Annotated in this window: 15 protein-coding genes, 1 tRNA gene, 1 other RNA gene and 1 pseudogene; 1 reads left to right on the top strand and 17 read right to left on the bottom strand. The window is 34.0% G+C overall.

Annotation, left to right across the window (positions count from 1 at the left end; all coding sequences use genetic code 11):
- The first annotated feature begins 122 nt into the window (after positions 1 to 122).
- Positions 123 to 1,088 (top strand): helix-turn-helix domain-containing protein, encoded by a 966-nt coding sequence (locus TETH514_RS06870; RefSeq protein ID WP_009052250.1) that lies wholly within the window; start codon positions 123 to 125, stop codon positions 1,086 to 1,088.
- Between the two features lie 206 nt (positions 1,089 to 1,294).
- On the opposite strand, the pseudogene TETH514_RS06865 reads toward TETH514_RS06870, so the two are convergent.
- From TETH514_RS06865 to TETH514_RS06785, 17 genes and pseudogenes are all read right to left on the bottom strand, one after another.
- Positions 1,295 to 3,026 (bottom strand): annotated as a pseudogene (locus tag TETH514_RS06865) (ABC transporter ATP-binding protein).
- Positions 3,027 to 4,414: 1,388 nt separating this feature from the next.
- A tRNA-Ala gene (locus TETH514_RS06855) sits at positions 4,415 to 4,490 on the bottom strand.
- Positions 4,491 to 4,501: 11 nt separating this feature from the next.
- Positions 4,502 to 4,854: a transfer-messenger RNA gene (ssrA, locus tag TETH514_RS12320) on the bottom strand.
- A 3-nt stretch (positions 4,855 to 4,857) separates the two neighbouring features.
- On the bottom strand, positions 4,858 to 5,328 hold the full coding sequence (gene smpB, locus TETH514_RS06850) for an SsrA-binding protein SmpB (RefSeq protein ID WP_003867905.1): 471 nt from the start codon (positions 5,326 to 5,328) through the stop codon (positions 4,858 to 4,860).
- 109 nt (positions 5,329 to 5,437) lie between these two features.
- Positions 5,438 to 7,600 (bottom strand): ribonuclease R, encoded by a 2,163-nt coding sequence (rnr, locus tag TETH514_RS06845; protein ID WP_009052248.1) that lies wholly within the window; start codon positions 7,598 to 7,600, stop codon positions 5,438 to 5,440.
- A 9-nt stretch (positions 7,601 to 7,609) separates the two neighbouring features.
- Entirely contained in the window at positions 7,610 to 8,161 is a 552-nt protein-coding gene (locus TETH514_RS06840; protein WP_003867907.1) for an HD domain-containing protein, read from the bottom strand.
- Between the two features lie 125 nt (positions 8,162 to 8,286).
- Positions 8,287 to 10,920: a pyruvate, phosphate dikinase gene (gene ppdK, locus TETH514_RS06835; RefSeq protein WP_003867908.1), complete on the bottom strand. Its 2,634-nt coding sequence runs from the start codon at positions 10,918 to 10,920 to the stop codon at positions 8,287 to 8,289.
- Positions 10,917 to 11,729 carry a pyruvate, water dikinase regulatory protein gene (locus tag TETH514_RS06830; RefSeq protein WP_003867909.1) on the bottom strand — a complete coding sequence of 271 codons (813 nt, stop codon included), beginning with the start codon at positions 11,727 to 11,729 and terminating at the stop codon, positions 10,917 to 10,919. Before TETH514_RS06830 ends, ppdK begins: the two co-directional genes overlap by 4 nt.
- Positions 11,730 to 11,742: 13 nt before the next feature.
- Positions 11,743 to 12,384 (bottom strand): helix-turn-helix transcriptional regulator, encoded by a 642-nt coding sequence (locus TETH514_RS06825; protein WP_003867910.1) that lies wholly within the window; start codon positions 12,382 to 12,384, stop codon positions 11,743 to 11,745.
- A 191-nt stretch (positions 12,385 to 12,575) separates the two neighbouring features.
- Positions 12,576 to 13,964, bottom strand: coding sequence for a glycine--tRNA ligase (locus TETH514_RS06820; protein ID WP_003867911.1), 1,389 nt, complete (start codon positions 13,962 to 13,964; stop codon positions 12,576 to 12,578).
- 109 nt (positions 13,965 to 14,073) lie between these two features.
- On the bottom strand, positions 14,074 to 14,484 hold the full coding sequence (locus TETH514_RS06815; protein ID WP_003867912.1) for a DUF4342 domain-containing protein: 411 nt from the start codon (positions 14,482 to 14,484) through the stop codon (positions 14,074 to 14,076).
- Positions 14,485 to 14,498: 14 nt separating this feature from the next.
- Positions 14,499 to 15,245, bottom strand: a complete 747-nt coding sequence (gene recO / locus TETH514_RS06810) for a DNA repair protein RecO (protein ID WP_009052247.1) — start codon at positions 15,243 to 15,245, stop codon at positions 14,499 to 14,501.
- A gap of 5 nt (positions 15,246 to 15,250) precedes the next feature.
- Positions 15,251 to 15,922: a deoxyribose-phosphate aldolase gene (deoC, locus tag TETH514_RS06805; protein ID WP_004403811.1), complete on the bottom strand. Its 672-nt coding sequence runs from the start codon at positions 15,920 to 15,922 to the stop codon at positions 15,251 to 15,253.
- A gap of 35 nt (positions 15,923 to 15,957) precedes the next feature.
- Complete coding sequence (era, locus tag TETH514_RS06800) at positions 15,958 to 16,866, bottom strand: GTPase Era (RefSeq protein ID WP_003867915.1); 909 nt, start codon at positions 16,864 to 16,866, stop codon at positions 15,958 to 15,960.
- A gap of 11 nt (positions 16,867 to 16,877) precedes the next feature.
- Positions 16,878 to 17,576, bottom strand: coding sequence for a diacylglycerol kinase (locus tag TETH514_RS06795; RefSeq protein WP_003867916.1), 699 nt, complete (start codon positions 17,574 to 17,576; stop codon positions 16,878 to 16,880).
- 4 nt (positions 17,577 to 17,580) lie between these two features.
- The gene (ybeY, locus tag TETH514_RS06790) at positions 17,581 to 18,060 is read right to left on the bottom strand and encodes an rRNA maturation RNase YbeY (RefSeq protein ID WP_003867917.1); all 480 of its coding nucleotides are present in this window, start codon (positions 18,058 to 18,060) and stop codon (positions 17,581 to 17,583) included.
- The gene (locus TETH514_RS06785; RefSeq protein WP_009052246.1) at positions 18,057 to 20,123 is read right to left on the bottom strand and encodes an HD family phosphohydrolase; all 2,067 of its coding nucleotides are present in this window, start codon (positions 20,121 to 20,123) and stop codon (positions 18,057 to 18,059) included. Before TETH514_RS06785 ends, ybeY begins: the two co-directional genes overlap by 4 nt.
- Between the last annotated feature and the right edge of the window lie 4 nt (positions 20,124 to 20,127).

Raw genomic sequence — 20,127 nt, 5'->3', positions numbered from 1 at the left:
AACCAGCAATTTCTTCTTCATTCCATCTTCACCTGCCCTTTACATTTCCTTCTTTTAACTATATAATAGATAATAACCAGGATAATTTCAAGCCGATTTGAATCGGCATGGGGTGTTAAAAAATGGATGGGTTTTATTATGATTTAGAAGCTTTTGGTGAGGAACTTAAAAATATCCGCAAATCTCTAGGTCTTTCTCAAATCGATGTTTCTAAGCATGGCTTTATTAATAGAGATACTCTTAGAAAAATTGAAAACGGTAAGGTTCTACCCAAACAGGAAACTTTAGAATTATTATCACACCTTTATAAAAAAGATTTAAATGAGTTGCTCTTGAAATACAGATTAAAAGATTTTCCTACTTTCTTTGACATAAAATGCTCTCTTGAAAATAAGCTTGAAAGCGGAAATTTTGAGAGCTTGAAAGAAGATGTTGATAGGTTAAAGAAACTACTTGAAAAAGGCAATATGAGTTTATATTACTCTAAATTATTAAATCAACTTTTACTCCTTGCTGAATCTGTTTTTGAAAAAACAATTAACAAAGATCATGAAAAAGCCATGGAAAAACTTCAAAAAGCAATGGAAGTTACTATTCCTAATTTTTCTCTTTCTAATTATACCGATTTTGTCTACAGTGACATGGAAATTAGAATTTTAATGAATATGTCTTTAATTATCAAAAAAACAGAGAATGTGCAAAAAAGCCTTGAAATGCTTTTATTCTGCTTAGAAAATTTATCTCCAGAAGAATGGGAAACAAAAATAAAAATTTATTACAACATATCTTACAATTACCATATTCTTTCTCTTTACAAAGAATCTTTACATTATTCAAATCTAGGCATAGAAACCTGTATAAAAAATAACACTTTAAGTGGCTTGGGGCTTTTATACTTTAGAAAAGCAATTGCAGAGTACAATCTTGGCAAAGAAGAATACAAAGACTTTCTGGTTAAATCTATACATTTATTTGAAATGACTGGTCAGGAAAAACTTATAGAAACAACTATAGAGTCGTGCAGGAAATTTTATAATTTAGAAATTTCTAAGGAAAATAACATGCTTGTAATAAAAAGTCGTGAATGAAATTGGAATATTTAGAAATATTTCTTTTCTTCGATCTCCATGCATCCTAAGAGGAGATATAGTTATAATTACAAAAACTTTTCACACTTCTGTTTATGATAACAGTGAAACAATATTTTTTAACAGACAATAGATAAAAAGCCCTCCTTTTTGTGGAGGACTTTTTTCTTTTAGACAAGAGAAGTCATCTCTACAACTTGATTATTTCATACAGCTTCTTCTATGGTCTCCATTTCCTCTTTTTCATCAATCCCATAATTATACATATAATAGAAATATCCTCTCTTTTCTAATAGCTCAATCTAATGTACCTCTTTCAATGATTTCTCCATCTTTCATCACAAATATTTCATCATACCTTTTCAGTATATCCGGGTCTAATTTATGGGTTACAGCAAGTACTGTCGCATCTAAATTTATAAGCGTCCTCTCTATATCACTCGCGGTAACTTTGTCTAAAGCTACTGTAGCCTCATCTATGAGCAATAGTTCCGCTTTTTTGATAAGAGCTCTTGCAATAGCTATTCTCTGCATCTCCCCTCCGGATAATTCTACTTCGCCTTCACCTATTACTGTATTAAGTCCATTTGGAAGTTTTTCAACAACCTGAACTAGACCAGATTGTCTTAATGCCTCATTTAGCTCTTCCTCCGTACAGTCGCTGTACAGGCAAATATTATTCCTTAATGTGTCTTTAAACATAAAAACCTTTTGCTGTATAATACTAACTTTTTTGTAATAAGAGGCCGGGTCAAAGGACCTTATATCTACTCCGTCAATAAGTACTTGCCCCTCATAATCAGTAATGTGGTTTAATAAGACTTTTAGTAAAGTAGTTTTCCCACATCCGCTTTCTCCAACTAGAGTGTACTTTTTCCCTTTATCTAATTTGATATTTATGTTTGATAGAGCATTCCTCTTTCCATCATAAGAATAGGTTAAGCTTTTAATTTCTATGGAATTTTTGAATTCAAACTGCTTATCCCCTTGTGAAATTTCCTCTTTGCTGGCATCTATTATTTCTTTTTGAATCTTATCTGCTATTTTTTCAACAGACTTTATTTTTGTTGCATATACAGATGCGGAAATCAAAGGATTTACTATATAGTTCATAAGCTGTACAGCAGCAATCATAGAACCTACTGTTATGTAACCTTTTATGACTAAATAGGTCGCTAGAAGAATATTCACAAAAAACATTGCAAATCCTGAAACAATAGACAATGCCCCTTGAAATCCTTGAAATGCATCAGATTTATACCCTGCCATTTCTGCTTCTTTGTTATCTTTTGATGCCATATCGAGTATTTTACCCTCTATGTTGAAGGCTTTTATTACTTCAAATCCTTGAGCCATCTCTTTTATCCTGTTGGTGAATCTCTCAAGTTTTTTGAGGTACTCTGCTTTTAGCTCTTGATTTATCTTTGTGAAAAGTTGAGGTATAATCACTGGAACCCATCCAAAAATAAAAATGATTATAGTGAGATAAACGTTTATACGCAATAATAGATATAAAGACACGACAAATAGCAAAATATCCTCCATAATGCTAATCAAACTTGTGAGATAATTATTCTCTATCATTCTCACGTCATTGCTAAGCAAGGATATTAATTCAGAACTTGTAATTTTTCCTCTTCTCTTGGAATTGATAAAGCTTTCTATAATGGATTGTTTGTAGTCTATCATCACTTTTTTGTTAAAAGCTGCAGAAGCTGCTTTTGATAAGGTCTCAGCCGTAAATACAGCTACCAAAAACCCCACCGAATACCATATTAATGTAGAAATGCTGTAACTTAAATTTCCAACGGAAGTATCAACAATTGTTTTAAAAAGTATTGCCTGCAAGGCTTTAAGGGCTGATACAAAAATTACAAGTACAGCGTTTACTAGAATCAAAAATTTGTACTTTAAGATATACTTCTTTATCGTCTTCATTCATATTACCTCCTTGGAATAGTAAACATTGTTTAGTGAATTCTTTATTACTCATTAACCAAAGTCTTTTGAATAATTTTTTGCAATATTTTCTCAAATACTTTATTGAGCTATTTACCACGATATTATTGACAAAAAAGTGAAGCTAAGCAAAAAGCAATTTAAATAATAACAAGTAGATATAGATACGTTTTTAGATCCTCATTAATATCGTCATTATTACGGTTTATAATTACTAAATTATTACAGTTTATAATTACTAACTAATTATAATTGGATTTTTCCTCCAAAGGGCAAAACAGCCCCTTGGAGGTAATTTTGTTTACTTGTCTATTACCCCACATTCGAAAAATCCAAGGCACCATCCCATCGGGGTAACAGAAGAAAATGTTATCTTCTGCATATTTTCACCTCCTCCTAAGCAATTTTTATGTTGAGCACATCTCAAAACTTTTTACATAAAAGTTTTAAGATGTGCTTCTAGCCTTTTTGAAATACATTTTTGCTTTACTTTTTTACTTATCTACAACTACAGAATGATAATATATCGCATCCTTTTCTCCACATGGTCCCATACTTCCATCATTTCCTAGCACACTAATACACCATGAATATACTAAAAGAGTAACTATAGAAAAAATAACTAATAATTTTTCTCCTCATACCTCCCCTTGCCTCCCTTTACTTTTCCTTTTCTTACCTATATAATATATGGTAAGTTAAACAATTTCAACCCGAATTGATTCTGGGTGGTGTGTTAAAAAATGGATGGATTTTATTACGATTTAGAAGCTTTTAGCAATGAACTAAGGGATAATAGTTTCAGGGCCAGTAAAATTAACTATTATAGGACTGAAAAAGGGCTGTTTAAAATAAATTGTCTGAAAATTCAAACTTTATTTGAATGTGAATATAAATATGTTCATTTTTTACATGATATAAAAGGCTGTCTATAGATTAAGGATTGAATCAGAAAGATAAATTTAGTTTTAAGGCCCTAGATTTTGAAAAAGCTTATGTCAGAAATATTAATTTCTGTTAGCAACCTTGATACTTTTAGCCATATTACTTTACCTACCACCACAATTGTAACTAGTTAAGTTTCGTATACATCGCAGCATGTACTAACATCTGCTGAGTATCGCTTATATTAGGTCCGTTAACTTATCCACACAGGAGGATTTTCAAATGGAATTACACCAACTAAAGTTGCACTCTTTCAAGGAGTGAATCAAGTAAAGAATCTGCGCTCAGAAGCCCTAGTTCTTCAAAACGTAGTCTGGCCTTTCCCAGGTCTATCATAATCTTGACACCTCCATACGGGCACCAATTGAGCACCAAAAAAGGGTTCTGGTACCTTGCCGGATACCTAGAACCCTTGATTTTTCTGGTGGAGCTGATGGGACTTGAACCCACGACTTCCACAATGCCATTGTGGCGCTCTCCCAACTGAGTTACAGCCCCATATTTATTTTTGGTGGAGGTGCGGGGAGTCGAACCCCGGTCCGAAGGCATCACAGTAAAAGCTTCTCCGAGCGCAGTCGCTGTTTTAATTTTCCCTCAGCGGTTCTCCCAGCGACAGGATAACCGCCTCGGTAGCTTCATAAGTTCCGGTTTTGCCCCGAAGCCTGAGCAAAACCAGTTCCCCACTCTTTTGACGCCCAATCCTGAAACGTGGGCATTTCAGGTTGGACGGCTACCTTAAATTAGGCAGCGTAAGCTAATTCTCTGTCTGCGTTTATTTTTACTCCACCGTTTTTACGAGCTGGCGGACAACTCGGCTCGCTACTTTTACCTCGACTGCCCCCGTCGAAACCAGTACACCCCCATGTTATATGCCTAATTGTTTTTCTTTAAAGTGTTTTTCTAATTCTCTTTTTGCATCTCTTCTCGCAATATCTTCTCTCTTATCGTAGAGTTTTTTACCTCTCGCTACAGCTAATTCGACTTTGACAAGGCCTCGCTTTAAATAAAGCTTTGTAGGAATTAAAGTGTAACCCTTCCTTGTCACATAACCAATTAGTTTATTAATCTCATGTCTATTGAGAAGTAATTTTCTAGTCCTTAAGGGGTCTTTATTAAATATATTGCCTTTTTCATAAGGACTTATATGCATATTATAAAGATAAACTTCGTTGTTTTCAACTCTTGCAAAGCTATCTTTTAAATTGACTTTCCCCATCCTAATAGATTTAACTTCAGTTCCACTAAGCACTATTCCTGCTTCATAAGTTTCTTCAATGAAGTAATCATGGTAAGCTTTTTTGTTTTGAGCGATTATTTTAATTTCTTCCTTCGCCAAATTTTAAACACCCTCTTTAGGAGAAAATTGCCCTACTTGTGTGTCACAAATAGGGCACCCTCATCGCTATTATATTATAACACATTTTTAAATAGTGTCAATATATGTTTCAGCTTTTATGCTCGGTTAAGCCAATCTCTAAATTATCTTTTTCTTCTTCTGCTAAAACAAAGTCTATTTCTCTCCTATCCACATCTACATGAACAACTTTTACATAAACCTCTTTACCTATAGAGTAAACTTTTTTGCTCTTTTCACCAATTAAAACATATCTTTCTGGATCAAAATGGTAATAGTCATCCTCCAATGAAGCAACATCTACTAACCCTTCCACAGTGTTGTCAAGTTCTACAAAAAATCCGTAATTTGTCACGTTGGAAATTATCCCTTTATAAACATTCCCTATTCTATCTGCCATGTACTCTACTTTCTTTAATTCTTCTATTTCTCTTTCTGCAGCTTCTGCTGCTCTTTCTCTCTCAGAAGATTTTAAAGCAATGTCATTTAAAATTCTGTTGTAATGGCGTTGCCTTTTTTTTGTTAATTTTCCATTTATGTATTCTTTGATTATCCTATGAATTATAAGGTCAGGATATCGCCTTATGGGGGAAGTAAAGTGAGTATAATATTGGGTCGCCAAAGCATAATGGCCAATGTCTTCTGGACTGTATCTTGCTCTTTTTAAAGACCTTAAAAGCAAAGTTTCTACAACTCTTTGCTCACTCTTTCCTCTCACTTGTCTTATTAACTCTTGCAAAGACTTTGGATGTATTTGTCCTCCTTCAATTCCTTTTATATGGTATCCCAAATTGTGAATAAATTTATTGAAAGCAATTAATTTCTCTATATCCGGATGTTCGTGTATTCTATAAACAAATGGTACATTTACCCAATGCATATGCTCAGCTACCGTTTCATTAGCTACTAACATAAATTCTTCAATTATCCTATGAGCTATATTCCTTTCGACTTTTACAACATCTATTGGTTTACCTTTCTCGTCTACTATTACTTTAGCTTCAGGAAAATCAAAATCTACACTGCCTCTTCTTTTCCTTTTCTCTAGCAAAACAAGAGCTAGCTCTTTCATTAGTTTAAAATCTTCCAATAGGTACTGATACCTCTTTTTTAATTCTTCATCATTTTCTTCTAAAAGTTTGTAAACATTTGTATATGTCATTCTCTCTTTGCTTTTTATAATGCTTTCAAAAATTTCATGGTCTACAACTTCTCCTTGAGAGTTTATTTTCATTTTAACAGTGAGAGTCAGTCTTTCTTCCTGCGGATTTAGACTGCAAATACCATTAGATAACTTAGGTGGCAACATTGGTATTACTCTATCAATGAAATATACACTACAACCTCTTTTTAATGCTTCTTTATCTAAATTCAAACCTTCTTTCACATAATGGCTCACATCTGCAATACTCACATACAGAAGATAATTGCCATCTTGAAGTTTTTGTACACATACTGCATCGTCCAAATCTTTTGCATCTTCTCCATCAATTGTGACAAAATCTAAATCAGTCAAATCAACTCTTCTCTTTTTCTCTTCTTCAGGAATTTCTGTCGGTATCTCTTCTGCTTCTTTTAAAACCTCTTTAGGAAAAACTTCAGGAATATCATACGCCCGTATTATAGACATTACATCTATGCCAGGGTCACCTTTGTATCCTAATACTTCTATAATCTCCCCTTCAGGACTTCGCCTTCCTTCAGGCCATTTAGTAATTCTGGCTACAACTTTCATGCCTGTTTTAGCGCCTTTATCTTCTCCTTTAGGAATAAATATATCTTGATGGATCTTTTTGTTGTCTGGCACTACAAAGCCAAAATTTTTGCTTTTTTCGTAAGTTCCAACAATAGTTGTATTTGCCCTTTTGAGAATTTTTACAACTTCTCCTTCTTCGCTCTTTCCATCCACCCTTTTTGTAACTCTCACTAAAACAGTATCGTCATGCATTGCACCGTTCATGCCACTTACAGGTATGAATATGTCCTTTATATTGCTATCTTCGGGAATTAAAAAGCCATAGCCTCTTGAATGAAATTCAATCTTACCTTTTACTAAATCTAATCTTTCAGGAAGAGCATATTTACCTCGTTTTGTTTTAAAAACAAGGCCTTCTTTTTCCATCTCTTTTAATATTTTTTCTAAAATGCTTTTTTGACTATAGTCTATCCCTAATATTTTCATTATTTCTTCTATTTTAGAAGGTTTATAATTCTCTTCTCTCATTAATTCTAAAAGTCTTTCTTTTACGCTCATTCCCATTCCTCACAATCCTATCTGTGGTGCGATTTTTTTCATTTCATTAAGAGCAATCTCTAAAAATTCGTCTAAAGAAATTCCAAATTCTTCACAAGTTTTGATTTGGTCACGGTTTGCTCCTTTAGCAAAAGTCTTGTCTTTAAACTTCTTCTTTAATGATTTTAATTGGACTTCCTCTAACTTCTTAGAAGGCATCACATAAGCTGTTGCAGTAATTAAACCCGATAAAGGATCTACAGCAAAAAGGGCTTTGTCAAGAAGAGTTATCCTCTCAATGCCATGAATTTCATTATGTGCCATAACTGCATGTACTATTTCCTCATCAAGACCATGTTCTCTTAAAATTTCTCCACCCCTTATACTGTGCAACTCTGGATTGTCCTTAGTTTCTTGGTAGTCTATGTCATGTAATATCCCTGTAACTACCCATCTTTCAACATCTTGCCCTAATCTTTCAGCTAACCCTCCCATTATAGCACCTGTCGCTATCATGTGATTTATTAAAGTCTCATCTGATACATATTCTTTGACAAGCGCTAAGGCCGTGTTTCTATCCATTTAACTCTCCTCCTACTATTAAAGTTACCAATTTTACTTAATATTATAACATGAATGGTCAAAAAACAATAACCTTAAACAATGCTCAAAGGCAGCAAATTTTGATTTGCTGCCTTTGAAATTAATTATTTATTATCGTATTTTATTGCCGCCTGAGCAGCAGCCAGTCTTGCAATAGGTACTCTGTAAGGTGAAGCAGAGACATAATCAAGACCTACTTTGTGGCAGAACTCAATAGAAGATGGGTCTCCACCGTGCTCACCACATATACCTACTTCAAGGTCAGGTCTTGTCTGTCTTCCAAGTTTAGTACCCATTTCTACTAACTTGCCAACACCCTCTTGGTCAAGCTTAGCAAATGGATCAAATTCATATATCTTCTTTTCATAATAGGTTTCAAGGAACTTGCCAGCATCATCCCTTGAGAAACCGAAAGTCATCTGAGTCAAGTCATTAGTACCAAAGGAGAAGAATTCTGCTTCCTTAGCAATTTGGTCAGCTGTAAGAGCTGCTCTTGGTACCTCTATCATTGTTCCTACAAGGTATTTTATCTCAACATTGTTTTCTTTTATAACTTCGTCAGCTACTTTTACTATTATGTCTTTGAGGTATTTAAGCTCTTTAAGTTCACCTACAAGTGGTATCATAATTTGCGGTTTTACGTCTTTGCCTGTTTTCTTCTTTACGTTTATAGCAGCTTCTATAATAGCTCTTGTCTGCATTTCAGCAATTTCTGGATAGGTTATAGCTAATCTACAGCCTCTATGACCTAACATTGGGTTAAACTCTTTTAAGCTTTCTACTGTTGCTTTTAGCTCTTCAAAAGTTATACCCATGTTTTCTGCAAGTTCTTTAATTTCTTCATCTGTATGAGGTAAGAATTCATGCAGTGGTGGATCTAAAAGGCGTATAGTAACAGGGAATTCACCCATAACTTCAAACAAACCTTCAAAGTCTGACCTTTGCATAGGCAATAGTTTTTCTAAAGCTTTTCTTCTTTGTTCTTCTGTCTTTGAGACAATCATTTCTCTCATAGCAGGAATTCTATCTTCATCAAAGAACATATGCTCTGTCCTGCAAAGGCCTATTCCTTCAGCACCAAACTGAACTGCAACTTTTGCATCTCTTGGTATATCTGCATTAGTTTTTACTTTTAATTTTCTATATTTGTCTGCCCAGCTCATGAGAGTTGCAAAATCTCCAGTTAGCTCAGGTGTAACAGTCTTTATTTCACCAATGTACACATTACCTGTGCTACCATCTATAGATATGTAGTCTCCCTCATGAACTTCTATATCGCCAATTCTCATTACTTTTGCTTGCTCGTCTATCTTTGCATCGCCACAACCTACTACGCAAGCTGTACCCATACCTCTTGCCACAACAGCTGCATGAGATGTCATACCGCCACGAGTTGTAAGTATTCCTTGTGCTACAGACATACCTTCAATGTCATCTGGAGATGTCTCTGTTCTTACAAGAATTACTTTTTCTCCTCTTGATTTTGCAGCTTCTATTGCCTCATCAGCAGTAAAATATACTTTTCCTGATGCAGCACCAGGAGAAGCAGGTAAACCTTTTGCAACAGGCTTAGCAGCTTTCAACGCATTTGGCTCAAAGGTTGGATGCAATAACTGGTCCAATTGTTTCGGATCTACTCTTAAGACTGCTGTCTTTTCATCTATTAAGCCTTCAGCCACTAAGTCTACAGCTACTTTCAAAGCTGCTTGAGCAGTTCTCTTTCCGTTTCTTGTCTGTAGCATGTAGAGTTTACCTCTTTCTATAGTAAACTCTATGTCCTGCATGTCTTTGTAGTGTTTCTCCAATTTCTCAGCAATTTCTACGAATTGGTTATATACTTCTGGCATAGTCTCTTTCAAAGTTGAAATTGGCTGAGGCGTTCTAATACCTGCAACAACGTCTTCACCTTGAGCATTCATCAAGAATTCGCCAAATAAAGCTTTTTCACCAGTTGCAGGATTTCTTGTGAAAGCAACACCTGTACCTGAGTCATTGCCCATGTTGCCAAATACCATTGATTGGACATTTACTGCTGTACCCCAATCACTTGGTATGTCGTTAAGTCTTCTGTACACTATAGCCCTTGGATTATCCCAAGACCTAAATACTGCTTTTACAGCTTCTAGAAGTTGATCTTTTGGATCTTGTGGGAAGTCTACTCCCATTTCTTTTTTATAAAGTTCTTTAAATCTTTTTACTACCTCTTTGAGGTTTTCAGCTGTTAAATCTGTATCAAATTTTGCACCATTTTCCTCTTTTATTTCATCTAAAATAGCTTCAAATTTATTCTTGTCAATTCCCATTACAACATCTGAGAACATTTGAATAAATCTTCTATAGCTGTCATAGGCAAATCTTTCATTGTTTGTAGCTTTAGCAAGGCCTTCTACTGTCTCGTCGTTTAAACCAAGGTTTAAAATAGTATCCATCATACCTGGCATTGAAACTCTCGCGCCAGACCTTACAGATACTAATAAAGGATTTGTTGGGTCTCCAAATTTTTTACCTGTAATTTCTTCTAATTTAGCCATATATTCATAGATTTGTTCAACAATTTCTGGAGCTATAGTCTTACCATCTTGATAATACCTTGTACAAGCCTCAGTGGTGACTGTAAATCCTTGGGGAACAGGTAAACCCAACTTTGTCATTTCAGCAAGATTTGCGCCTTTTCCTCCTAAGAGTTCTCTCATTGAAGCATCGCCTTCACTAAATAAATACACATACTTTTTACTCATGAAATCTCTCCTCCTTTTAATACGTTTAATATCACATTAGCTGTTTCTTCTACAGCTTTATTTGTAACATCGATTACAGTACACCCTAATCTCTTCATCACCTCCTCAGCATATTTTATCTCTTTTTTAACTCTTTCTTCAGTAGCGTATATAGCATTAGCATCAAGGCCAAGAGATTTTAATCTCTCTTTCCTTATTTTTACCAAAACTTCAGGATCTATAGTCAACCCAAATATTTTTTTAGGGTTGATTTCAAATAATTCTTGAGGTGGTTCAATTTCTGGCACTAAAGGTAAATTAGCAGCTTTTATATATTTATGAGCAAGGTACATGCACAAAGGTGTTTTGGATGTTCTAGAAACCCCTATAACAACTACATCTGCCAATAGTATACCCATTGCATCTTTACCATCATCATATTTTACGGCAAATTCTATTACTTCGATTTTTTTCAAATAATCTTCTTTATTATTTTTTGCTAAATTGGTATGGGGGGATATACCAGTACTATCTTCAATAGCATTTATCACTGGTCCCATTACATCTACTATTTTTATGCCAAATTTCTGTGCTTTTTTAAGAAGATAATCTTTTAATTCCGGGACCACCATAGTATGGATTATTATGCTATTTGCATCATTAGCTGCTTCCATAATAATTTCTTCTATTTGATTTTTATCACCTACATACGGATATTTTTTTATTTTTTCTATAAAAGTATCAAAGTGAGCAGCAGCAATACTCGCAATGTTTTCTGCTGTATCTACATTAGAATCTGAAACCAAGTAAATTGATACTCCTTCTTCCATTCAAGAAATCCCCCTAACCTTCCCCAAGCTTTACAAACAATTTAGTTATATTAGTTTTCGAAATTCTTCCTGTCACTTTGTATCCTTGTTTTCCATCACTTCCCACTACAGGTTCAACTACAGGAAGACTGTCTACTTCGTGCTCTATAATTTTAACAGCAGCATTATACACAGGCTCATCATCATAAGTTGTAACTATGTTAGGCATACGGGTCATAATTATTCCCACCGGGACCTTATAAATATCAGTGTTGCCTATTGCGATTTTTAAAAAGTCTTTTCTTGAAACAGCGCCCGTTAAAAATCCTCCATCCTGTACAAAAATTGTCCCGACGTCTTTTAAAAAAAGTGTTACAATGGCATCATACACTGATGTACTTTCCTCTACCACTACAGGTAAAGACTTGATATCTTTTACTTTTATGCTCTTTATATAATCTTCTACTAAACTGAGGGGTGATTTTCCTGTATAAAAATATCCCACTTTTGGCCTCGCCTCTAAGATCCCAGACATAGTTAATATTGCCAAATCCGGTCTTAAAGTCGCTCTTGTGACATTTAATTTCTCAGCTATTTGTTCCCCTGTAATGGGTTGATGTTTCTTGACAATGTCAATAATTATATGCTGGCGGTTTGTCAGTTGAATCTTTATCACCCCTTTAAAGTTTTTGACAATTTATACTTTCCTCTGTCGTTTCATAAACGTTTTCTATCGGTTTATTACTTTAGTATAATTATATCACAAGTTTATAAGATAACCAACTTTCTTTTTCGTTTCCTTCCTATTATATCACAAATTATTGTAACATAAAAAAACAAGGAAATCAGTTAAAAATCCTGATTCCCTTAAAAATTTAACCTTTCTTCAAGATATTTCTCTACTTCTTCAATTTTTATTCTCACTTGTTGCATAGTATCTCTATCTCTTATGGTTACACAGTGATCATTTTCCGAATCAAAGTCATAAGTAATACAGAAAGGCGTGCCTATCTCATCCTGTCTTCTATACCTTTTACCTATGCTTCCTGTCTCATCGTAATCTACTACGAATTTATTTCTCAACTGGTCATAAAGCTTATAGGCATTTTCTGATAATTTCTTGGATAATGGAAGCACTGCTGCCTTAATGGGAGCAAGAGCAGGATGAAGCCTTAAAACCACTCTAGTTTCTCCATCTTCTAACTCTTCTTCTTCATAGGCATCTATTAAAAATGCCAACATTAACCTATCTACCCCAACAGAAGGCTCAATGCAATATGGTATGTACTTTTCTCCTGTTACAGGGTCCATATAAGACAGGTCAACTCCCGAATGTTCCATATGTTGCCTTAAATCAAAATCTGTTCTATTAGCTATTCCCCACAACTCTCCCCATCCAAAGGGAAAATTATATTCTATGTCTGTGGTGGCAGTACTATAGTGAGATAGTTCTTCTTTTTTATGGTCTCTAAATCTTAAATTTTCTTCTTTTAAGCCGAATTCTAAAAGCCAATCCATGCAATATTTTCTCCAGTAACTAAACCATTCCATATCTTCTCCCGGTTTACAGAAAAATTCTAATTCCATCTGTTCAAATTCTCTCGTTCTGAATATGAAATTACCAGGAGTAATTTCATTTCTAAAAGATTTACCAATTTGTCCTATTCCAAAAGGTATTTTCTTACGAGTTGTCCTTTGAACATTTTTAAAGTTCACAAAAATTCCTTGTGCGGTTTCAGGTCGCAAATACACTTCTGATTTAGAGTCTTCTGTAACACCTTGATAGGTTTTAAACATGAGATTAAACTTCCTAATATCAGTAAAATTATGGGCACCACATTTTGGACAAGATACTTTATGTTCTTTTATAAATTCCATCATTTGTTCATTTGTCCAACCTTCAATAGAAATATTTAATCCCTTTTCTTTAATGTAGTCTTCAATCAATTGGTCAGCTCTAAATCTTGATTTACACTCTTTACAGTCCATTAAAGGATCGCTAAAACTGCTAACATGACCTGATGCAACCCACACTTCTGGATTCATCAAAATTGCAGAATCAATCCCTACGTTATAAGGACTTTGTTGAATAAATCTTTTCCACCACATCCTTTTAATATTGTTTTTAAGTTCTACTCCCAGAGGTCCATAATCCCAAGTATTAGCAAGTCCTCCGTATATTTCAGACCCTGGAAAAACAAATCCTCTGTTTTTTGCAAGGGCAACTATTTTATCCATTGTAACTGCTTGTGGCATTTAATAACACTCCTTTTTCTCTCGCAATTATGCAAAAACCCTTCATCCCTTTTGGGAAGAAAGGTTTTTAACTTTACTTATTTAAGAATACCAAAGAGACAAGTTTCTGTCAATCTTTTTTCTTTTCTTCTTTTAATACGGTTACGCTTTTATCATGTTTTTCAACTTCAATTGTGCAATTAGCTAAAAGCGCTACTGCCGCTCCTACTAATGTCAACTGAGGAATGATAACTGCAGAAATAGCCCCTGCCGTTACAGGAATCTCCAAAAGAACTTTATCGTCTTTTTTTATTCTTATTTTTGTAACATTACCTTTTTTAATTAATTCTTTTATTTTATCCATAACTTCTGAACCTGCGACTGTAAAGGTCTCAGTCCAACTTTTTCTATTCTCTTCTATATATATCAATGCGTCTACAACACTGCCACCTGACTTCTCTAATGCTTCTTTTGCTTCTTTATAACTTACTCCCATTCTCTCTACTATCATATCTATTTTTTCTAATTCTTCATCTAACACGTTAAACCCTCCTTTCACATATTTTGTAAATTGTTAATAAAATCTTTTGATTTAAACTCTATTTCAAGATGTTCTTTCATATAGGCTGTTATTATTTTATCCACTTCTTCTTTTATAACTCCTGAAACTTTAATATTTTGAAGCTTGTCATAATCTCCTTTAAGAAAATACTTTATAGCTTTTAATGTTACTTCATGTAATGGCTTGGCGTCAAAACATTTATTTTTGCAGTTTATACACACTGCACCCCCGCAGGAATTAGAAAAATATTTTAAATTCTCTCTTTTTCCACAGACAACACAATTATCAAGTTGAGGCATATATCCCAATAAAGAAACTAATTTTAAGTTATAAGAAGAAATAAAAATTAAAGGGTCTATTTGTAGCTCGTCAACTGCTTTTAAAGAATGTTTTAAAAACAGATACAGCCTCTCGCTTTTTTGATTTTCCTCTAAAATTTTGTTTATAGTTTCGGCAATATACGAAGCTACAGAAAATTTAGCTAAGTCTTTTTCTATATTTTTATGAGCTTCGATTAACTCCCATTGGTCAATATAGTAATAATTTTGCCCCTCAAAAATAACATAATTGGCAACAACAAAAGGCCTTATTGCATTCACAAATCGGCTCTTTGAGCGCCTTGCCCCTTTTGCCACTGCCTGAAGTTTACCATAGCTTTTAGTAAAAAGGGTGGCTATTTTGTCTGTTTCACCTATTAAATTGTTTTTTAATACTATTGCTTCTGTTTTTAACAAGCGCATTTTTATCAACTCATTTTTAGTTTATTCCATTCCTCCACAATCTTAACGCCTGCACTTGCCCCAATCCGATTGGCTCCTGCTTCAATCATCGCCTTAGCATCTTCAGCAGTTCTTACACCGCCAGAAGCTTTAACACCAAAGTTTTCACCAACTGCCTGTCTCATTAATTTTACATCCTCTACCGTCGCTCCACCTGGCCCAAAACCAGTAGAAGTCTTAACAAAATCAGCACCTGCTTCTTTTGTGAGCTGACATGCTTTTACTTTTTCTTCAACAGTGAGATAACAGGTTTCTAAAATTACTTTTACAACTATATCTCCATAGGATTTTACCGCTTTCACAACTTCTTCAATTTCTTTTTTTACATAGTCGTAATCTCCACTCTTCAACATGCTTATATTTAATACCATGTCAACTTCTGTCGCACCTTTTTTAACCGCTTCAACTGCTTCAAATACTTTGGTTTCGATAGTATTTGCACCTAATGGAAAACCTATCACTGTGCAAACTTTAACATCTGTATCTTTCAACATACTATAGGCAAGGTCTACAAAGCAGGGGTTTATGCAGACAGAAGCAAATCCATACTCTTTTGCCTCATTACAAAGTTTTTCTATTTCACTTTTTGTCGCATTTGGCTTCAGTAGAGTGTGGTCAATCATTTTTGCTATGTTCATGACATAACCTCCTTTTGTTTTCACTAAATACTTTACTATTCGTAAGTTTTCTTGTCAATGGCATATCCTAATTTTTTAAGTAACGTTGTATTGTCTCTCCACCCCTTCCTCGTCTTTACCCATAGGTCAAGAAAAACCTGTTTTCCATAAAATTCTTCTAAATCAAGTCGCGCACTTTGACCTATCTTTTTTAGCATTTGCCCATTTTTGCCTATAATAATTCCTTTGTGGGACTCTTTCTCACAGTAAATATATGCTTCAATGTCTATTATATCTTTATCTTCCCTCTCTTTAATAGATTCTACTTCCACATAAACACCGTGAGGTACTTCTTCCTCTAAAAAGTGTAACATCTTCTCTCGAATTATTTCTGCCACTATTAATTTTTCGGGCTGATCTGTTATATAATCATCCAAATAATATTTGGGGCCTTCTGGCAAAAGTGATACAATTTTTTCTTTTAACAAATCTATATTTTTATTTTCAATAGCAGAAATAGCTACTACATCTTTAAACTCATATTGCTCTTTAAAAATTTTTATAGTCTCTTCTACTCTTTTCTCAGGCACCAAATCTATTTTGTTGACTACAAGTATGACAGGTGTATCTACTTCTTTTAAATGTTCGATTATGTATCTATCTCCAGGTCCTACTTCCGTATCTGGTTCTATCATATACAAAATAAGGTCAACTTCCTTCAATGTTCTTTTAGCTACCTCAATCATAAATTCGCTTAATTTAGATTTAGGTTTATGAATGCCAGGAGTGTCAACAAAAATAACCTGGTATTCATCTGTTGTCAAAATCCCACGAATGGTATTTCGAGTAGTTTGGGGTTTGGGAGAAGTAATAGCAATCTTCTCTTGTAAAATTGCATTTAAAAGAGTAGATTTACCTACATTAGTTCTACCAACTAATGCTACAAAACCAGCTTTATGGCCCATATCATCACTCCTTATTTGATTATTTGAAAAATCAACACTGTAATCAATATCCCAAATAAACCTCCAAAAAATACCTGAGAAAAAGAGTGGATTTTACCTTCTACTCTGCTTTCAGCCACCATAAGAGCAAGTAAAAAACCTAAAGTGGCAATAAAAGCATTTGCTGTCATAAAAGTTATAGCTGTCGCAGTAGCAAAAGCAATAGCACTATGAGCGCTGGGCATTCCTCCCCTCATAGGAGTTCCTTCTTTAAAATGTACCTTTAAAATTACAGTCAAAAACACTACAACTAAAAGATTTATAACTGTGATATGAATGGGTGACTCTCTAAGCTTTAATAAAATTATTTTTGTCCAAGGATTTACCCTATCAAAAAATATTAAATAAGCTACAAGAATGGCATTTATTGCGGATATAAGAACTGCCCCTGCAGCTACATTTTTCGCGACCTTAGCCAAAGGATTATAATTTTTAACCATCATGTCAATTGTGGTTTCAATAGCCGTATTTATCATTTCAGAAATTAAAACTAAAGAAATTGTAAATAAAATTACCACAAATTCTACTCTTGAAAGGTCAAAAAAAAGGCAAAAGAATAATACCAATATCGCTATGGCAAAGTGAACCTTCATGTTTCTTTGGGTCTTAAAAGCATGTAAAATGCCCTCTATCGCATAATTAAAGCTGTCAATTAAATTTCTCGATTTCACAAAATCACCGCCCAATATTAAGCCTTGCCATAACTTCCTCTTCTTTTTCCCTCATAATTTTTCTTTCTTCTTCAGTTTCATGGTCATAACCCAAAAGATGCAGCATGCTGTGAGCTGTTAAATAAGCTACTTCTCTTTCAAAGGAATGTCCATATTCCATTGACTGCTCTAAAGCTTTTTCTAAAGAAATAACTATATCTCCTATTGGCTGTACCTCTTCTGAATCTTCCTCTATTTCCTCAACTTCCCCATAAGTATCTTCAAACTCTGCTAAAGGAAATGACAAAACATCCGTCGGCTTATCTATACCTCTATAATATTTATTTAATTTTCTAATTTCCTCATTATCCACAAAAGACACACTTACTTCAACATTATCAATAACCTCTTCTACCTCTAATACTGTTTTTATAACTTTTTCCACCAATTCTTCCAAATTTATTGCATCAACTTTATCTTGTCTGTTGTCTATCAAAATGTTCATTCTAACACCTCTTTATTTTGATTTGGTTCAATATCAGGATACTCAATTCTTTTATGAAACATACCAGTTAAAGCAGTCAAAAAAGAATTTTTTATAGTTTTAATATCTTTTAAAGTTAAATCGCTATCTTCCAACTGACCATCATTTAATCTATCTGCGACGATTTTATCAATCATATTTTTTATATTTTCCTCAGTAGGTTCCGGGATAGATCTCACAGCTGCTTCTACAGAATCTGCCAACATCAAAATGGCAGACTCTTTGGTAGAAGGCTTTGGACCTGGATATCTGAAAGATTCTTCTTCGCAAGATTCCTCTTCATTCTGTAAAGCCTTAGTATAAAAGTATTTCACTAAGGAAGTACCATGGTGTTCTTTTATCAAATCGATGACTTGTTGAGGAAGTTTATACTTTTTAGCTAATTCTATACCATCTTTTACATGGGAAATTATTACTAATGTACTTAAATCAGGAGAAATTTTGTCATGCAAATTTTCTCCTGAAAGCTGGTTCTCTTTGAAAAAATAAGGTCTTTTAATTTTACCTATATCATGGTAATAAGCCCCCACTCTAACTAACAAACTGTTTGCTCCAATAGCATCAGAAGCAGCTTCTGCGAGATTTGCTACTACTATGCTGTGGTGATAAGTACCAGGAGCATCCATCATAAGTTTTTTAAGAAGCGGATTATTGGGATTTGATAGCTCTAAAAGTTTTAAAGGAGTTAAGATATCAAAAGCTGCTTCCCAAAAAGGCAAAGTACCAATAACCAAAATTATACTAAAAGTTCCACTGACAATTCCCCATAAACTACTTTTTAATACAGAAATTATATCATTGCTATTTAAAAGCCCTATTCCTACAATACTTACAAGATTTACCCCACTGACGTAAAGACCCGCTTTTACAAAATCTAAACGTTGCTTAGAATGAGAAAGTTTTACTGCACCAATCAATCCTCCCAGCAATGACATAAAAATAAATTCTTGGTTAAAACCCACCATTAAGCCTACTAAAAGAGAATAAATTATGTCAATCATAATAGCAATATAAGGATCTATTAAAACAGAAATTAGCATAGGCAAAGTAGCAGCAGGAATTAAAAGCGGTTCAATCTCTTTAAAGGCAACAGCTAATAAAAGATAAAAAATACCTGTTAAGCACAACAATTCAATGTACATTTTTTTTGTAGTAATCTTTTTGTCCAATTTTATAATATAATACACTGATAAAAAAAGTGACAAGCCTAAAATCAAAAATAAGCCTATTATCATTCCATAGTCAATCTTACTGCTACCTTTTAAGAGACCTAAAGATTTCAAAACCTCAATTTGTTGTTGTGTCACCACTTCTCCACTGACTACGATATTTTGTCCTTTTTTATACATAACCGGCTGTACTCTTTCCTCTGCTTCTTTTTTAGCAAGGTTTGTCTCATAGGCATTATATATCATATTAGGAACAATAACAGAAGATAAAATCTTAACAGCTACTGGTTTTACTTCTTCAGAAATATCAGAACTTTCTACAACACTCTTGGCATCGTTTAAAACAGTAGGCAAAGCATCTTCCGTAATCTGCCTTGCCATAATCGCTTTTTCAGTCGACAACACAACCGATTCCATGTTTATAAGGGTATTATCATCTATTTTTAAAAGCAAAGCCACGTCATTATCTTCTAAACCTATGGGACTTACAGCTTTAAAGTCTTTCAATTTCTTTTCTTCTGCTTCTGAGGATTTGCGCACCTCTCTTAATTTATTAAAAAAATCAACTAGCTTAAGATAAGATTCTTTTGCAATATTTTCATTATAATCATATTTAGGATTGACCGCATTTACTGCTTCTTGTATCTTCTTTTGAGTAGCTATTGTGTCCACTACGTCTTTAGGTGCCTTTATATCTTGAGTAGCTACATCCCCTACCTTAAGGTCAAATTTGGGAGGCGTTACACTAGTATAAACTAAGGCATAGGAAGAAACAAAATAAAAAACAACAAAAAAAATGATTATCAATTGCTCATTTTTAATTATATTTTTTATATGTTTGTCCAGTTTTTTCATAATA

Origin of the sequence: Thermoanaerobacter sp. X514 (assembly GCF_000019065.1) — a bacterium.
Lineage (GTDB): Bacteria > Bacillota > Thermoanaerobacteria > Thermoanaerobacterales > Thermoanaerobacteraceae > Thermoanaerobacter > Thermoanaerobacter pseudethanolicus.
Note: the sequence above shows the minus strand (reverse complement) of the source record. Positions and strands in the feature narration are given on the sequence as shown.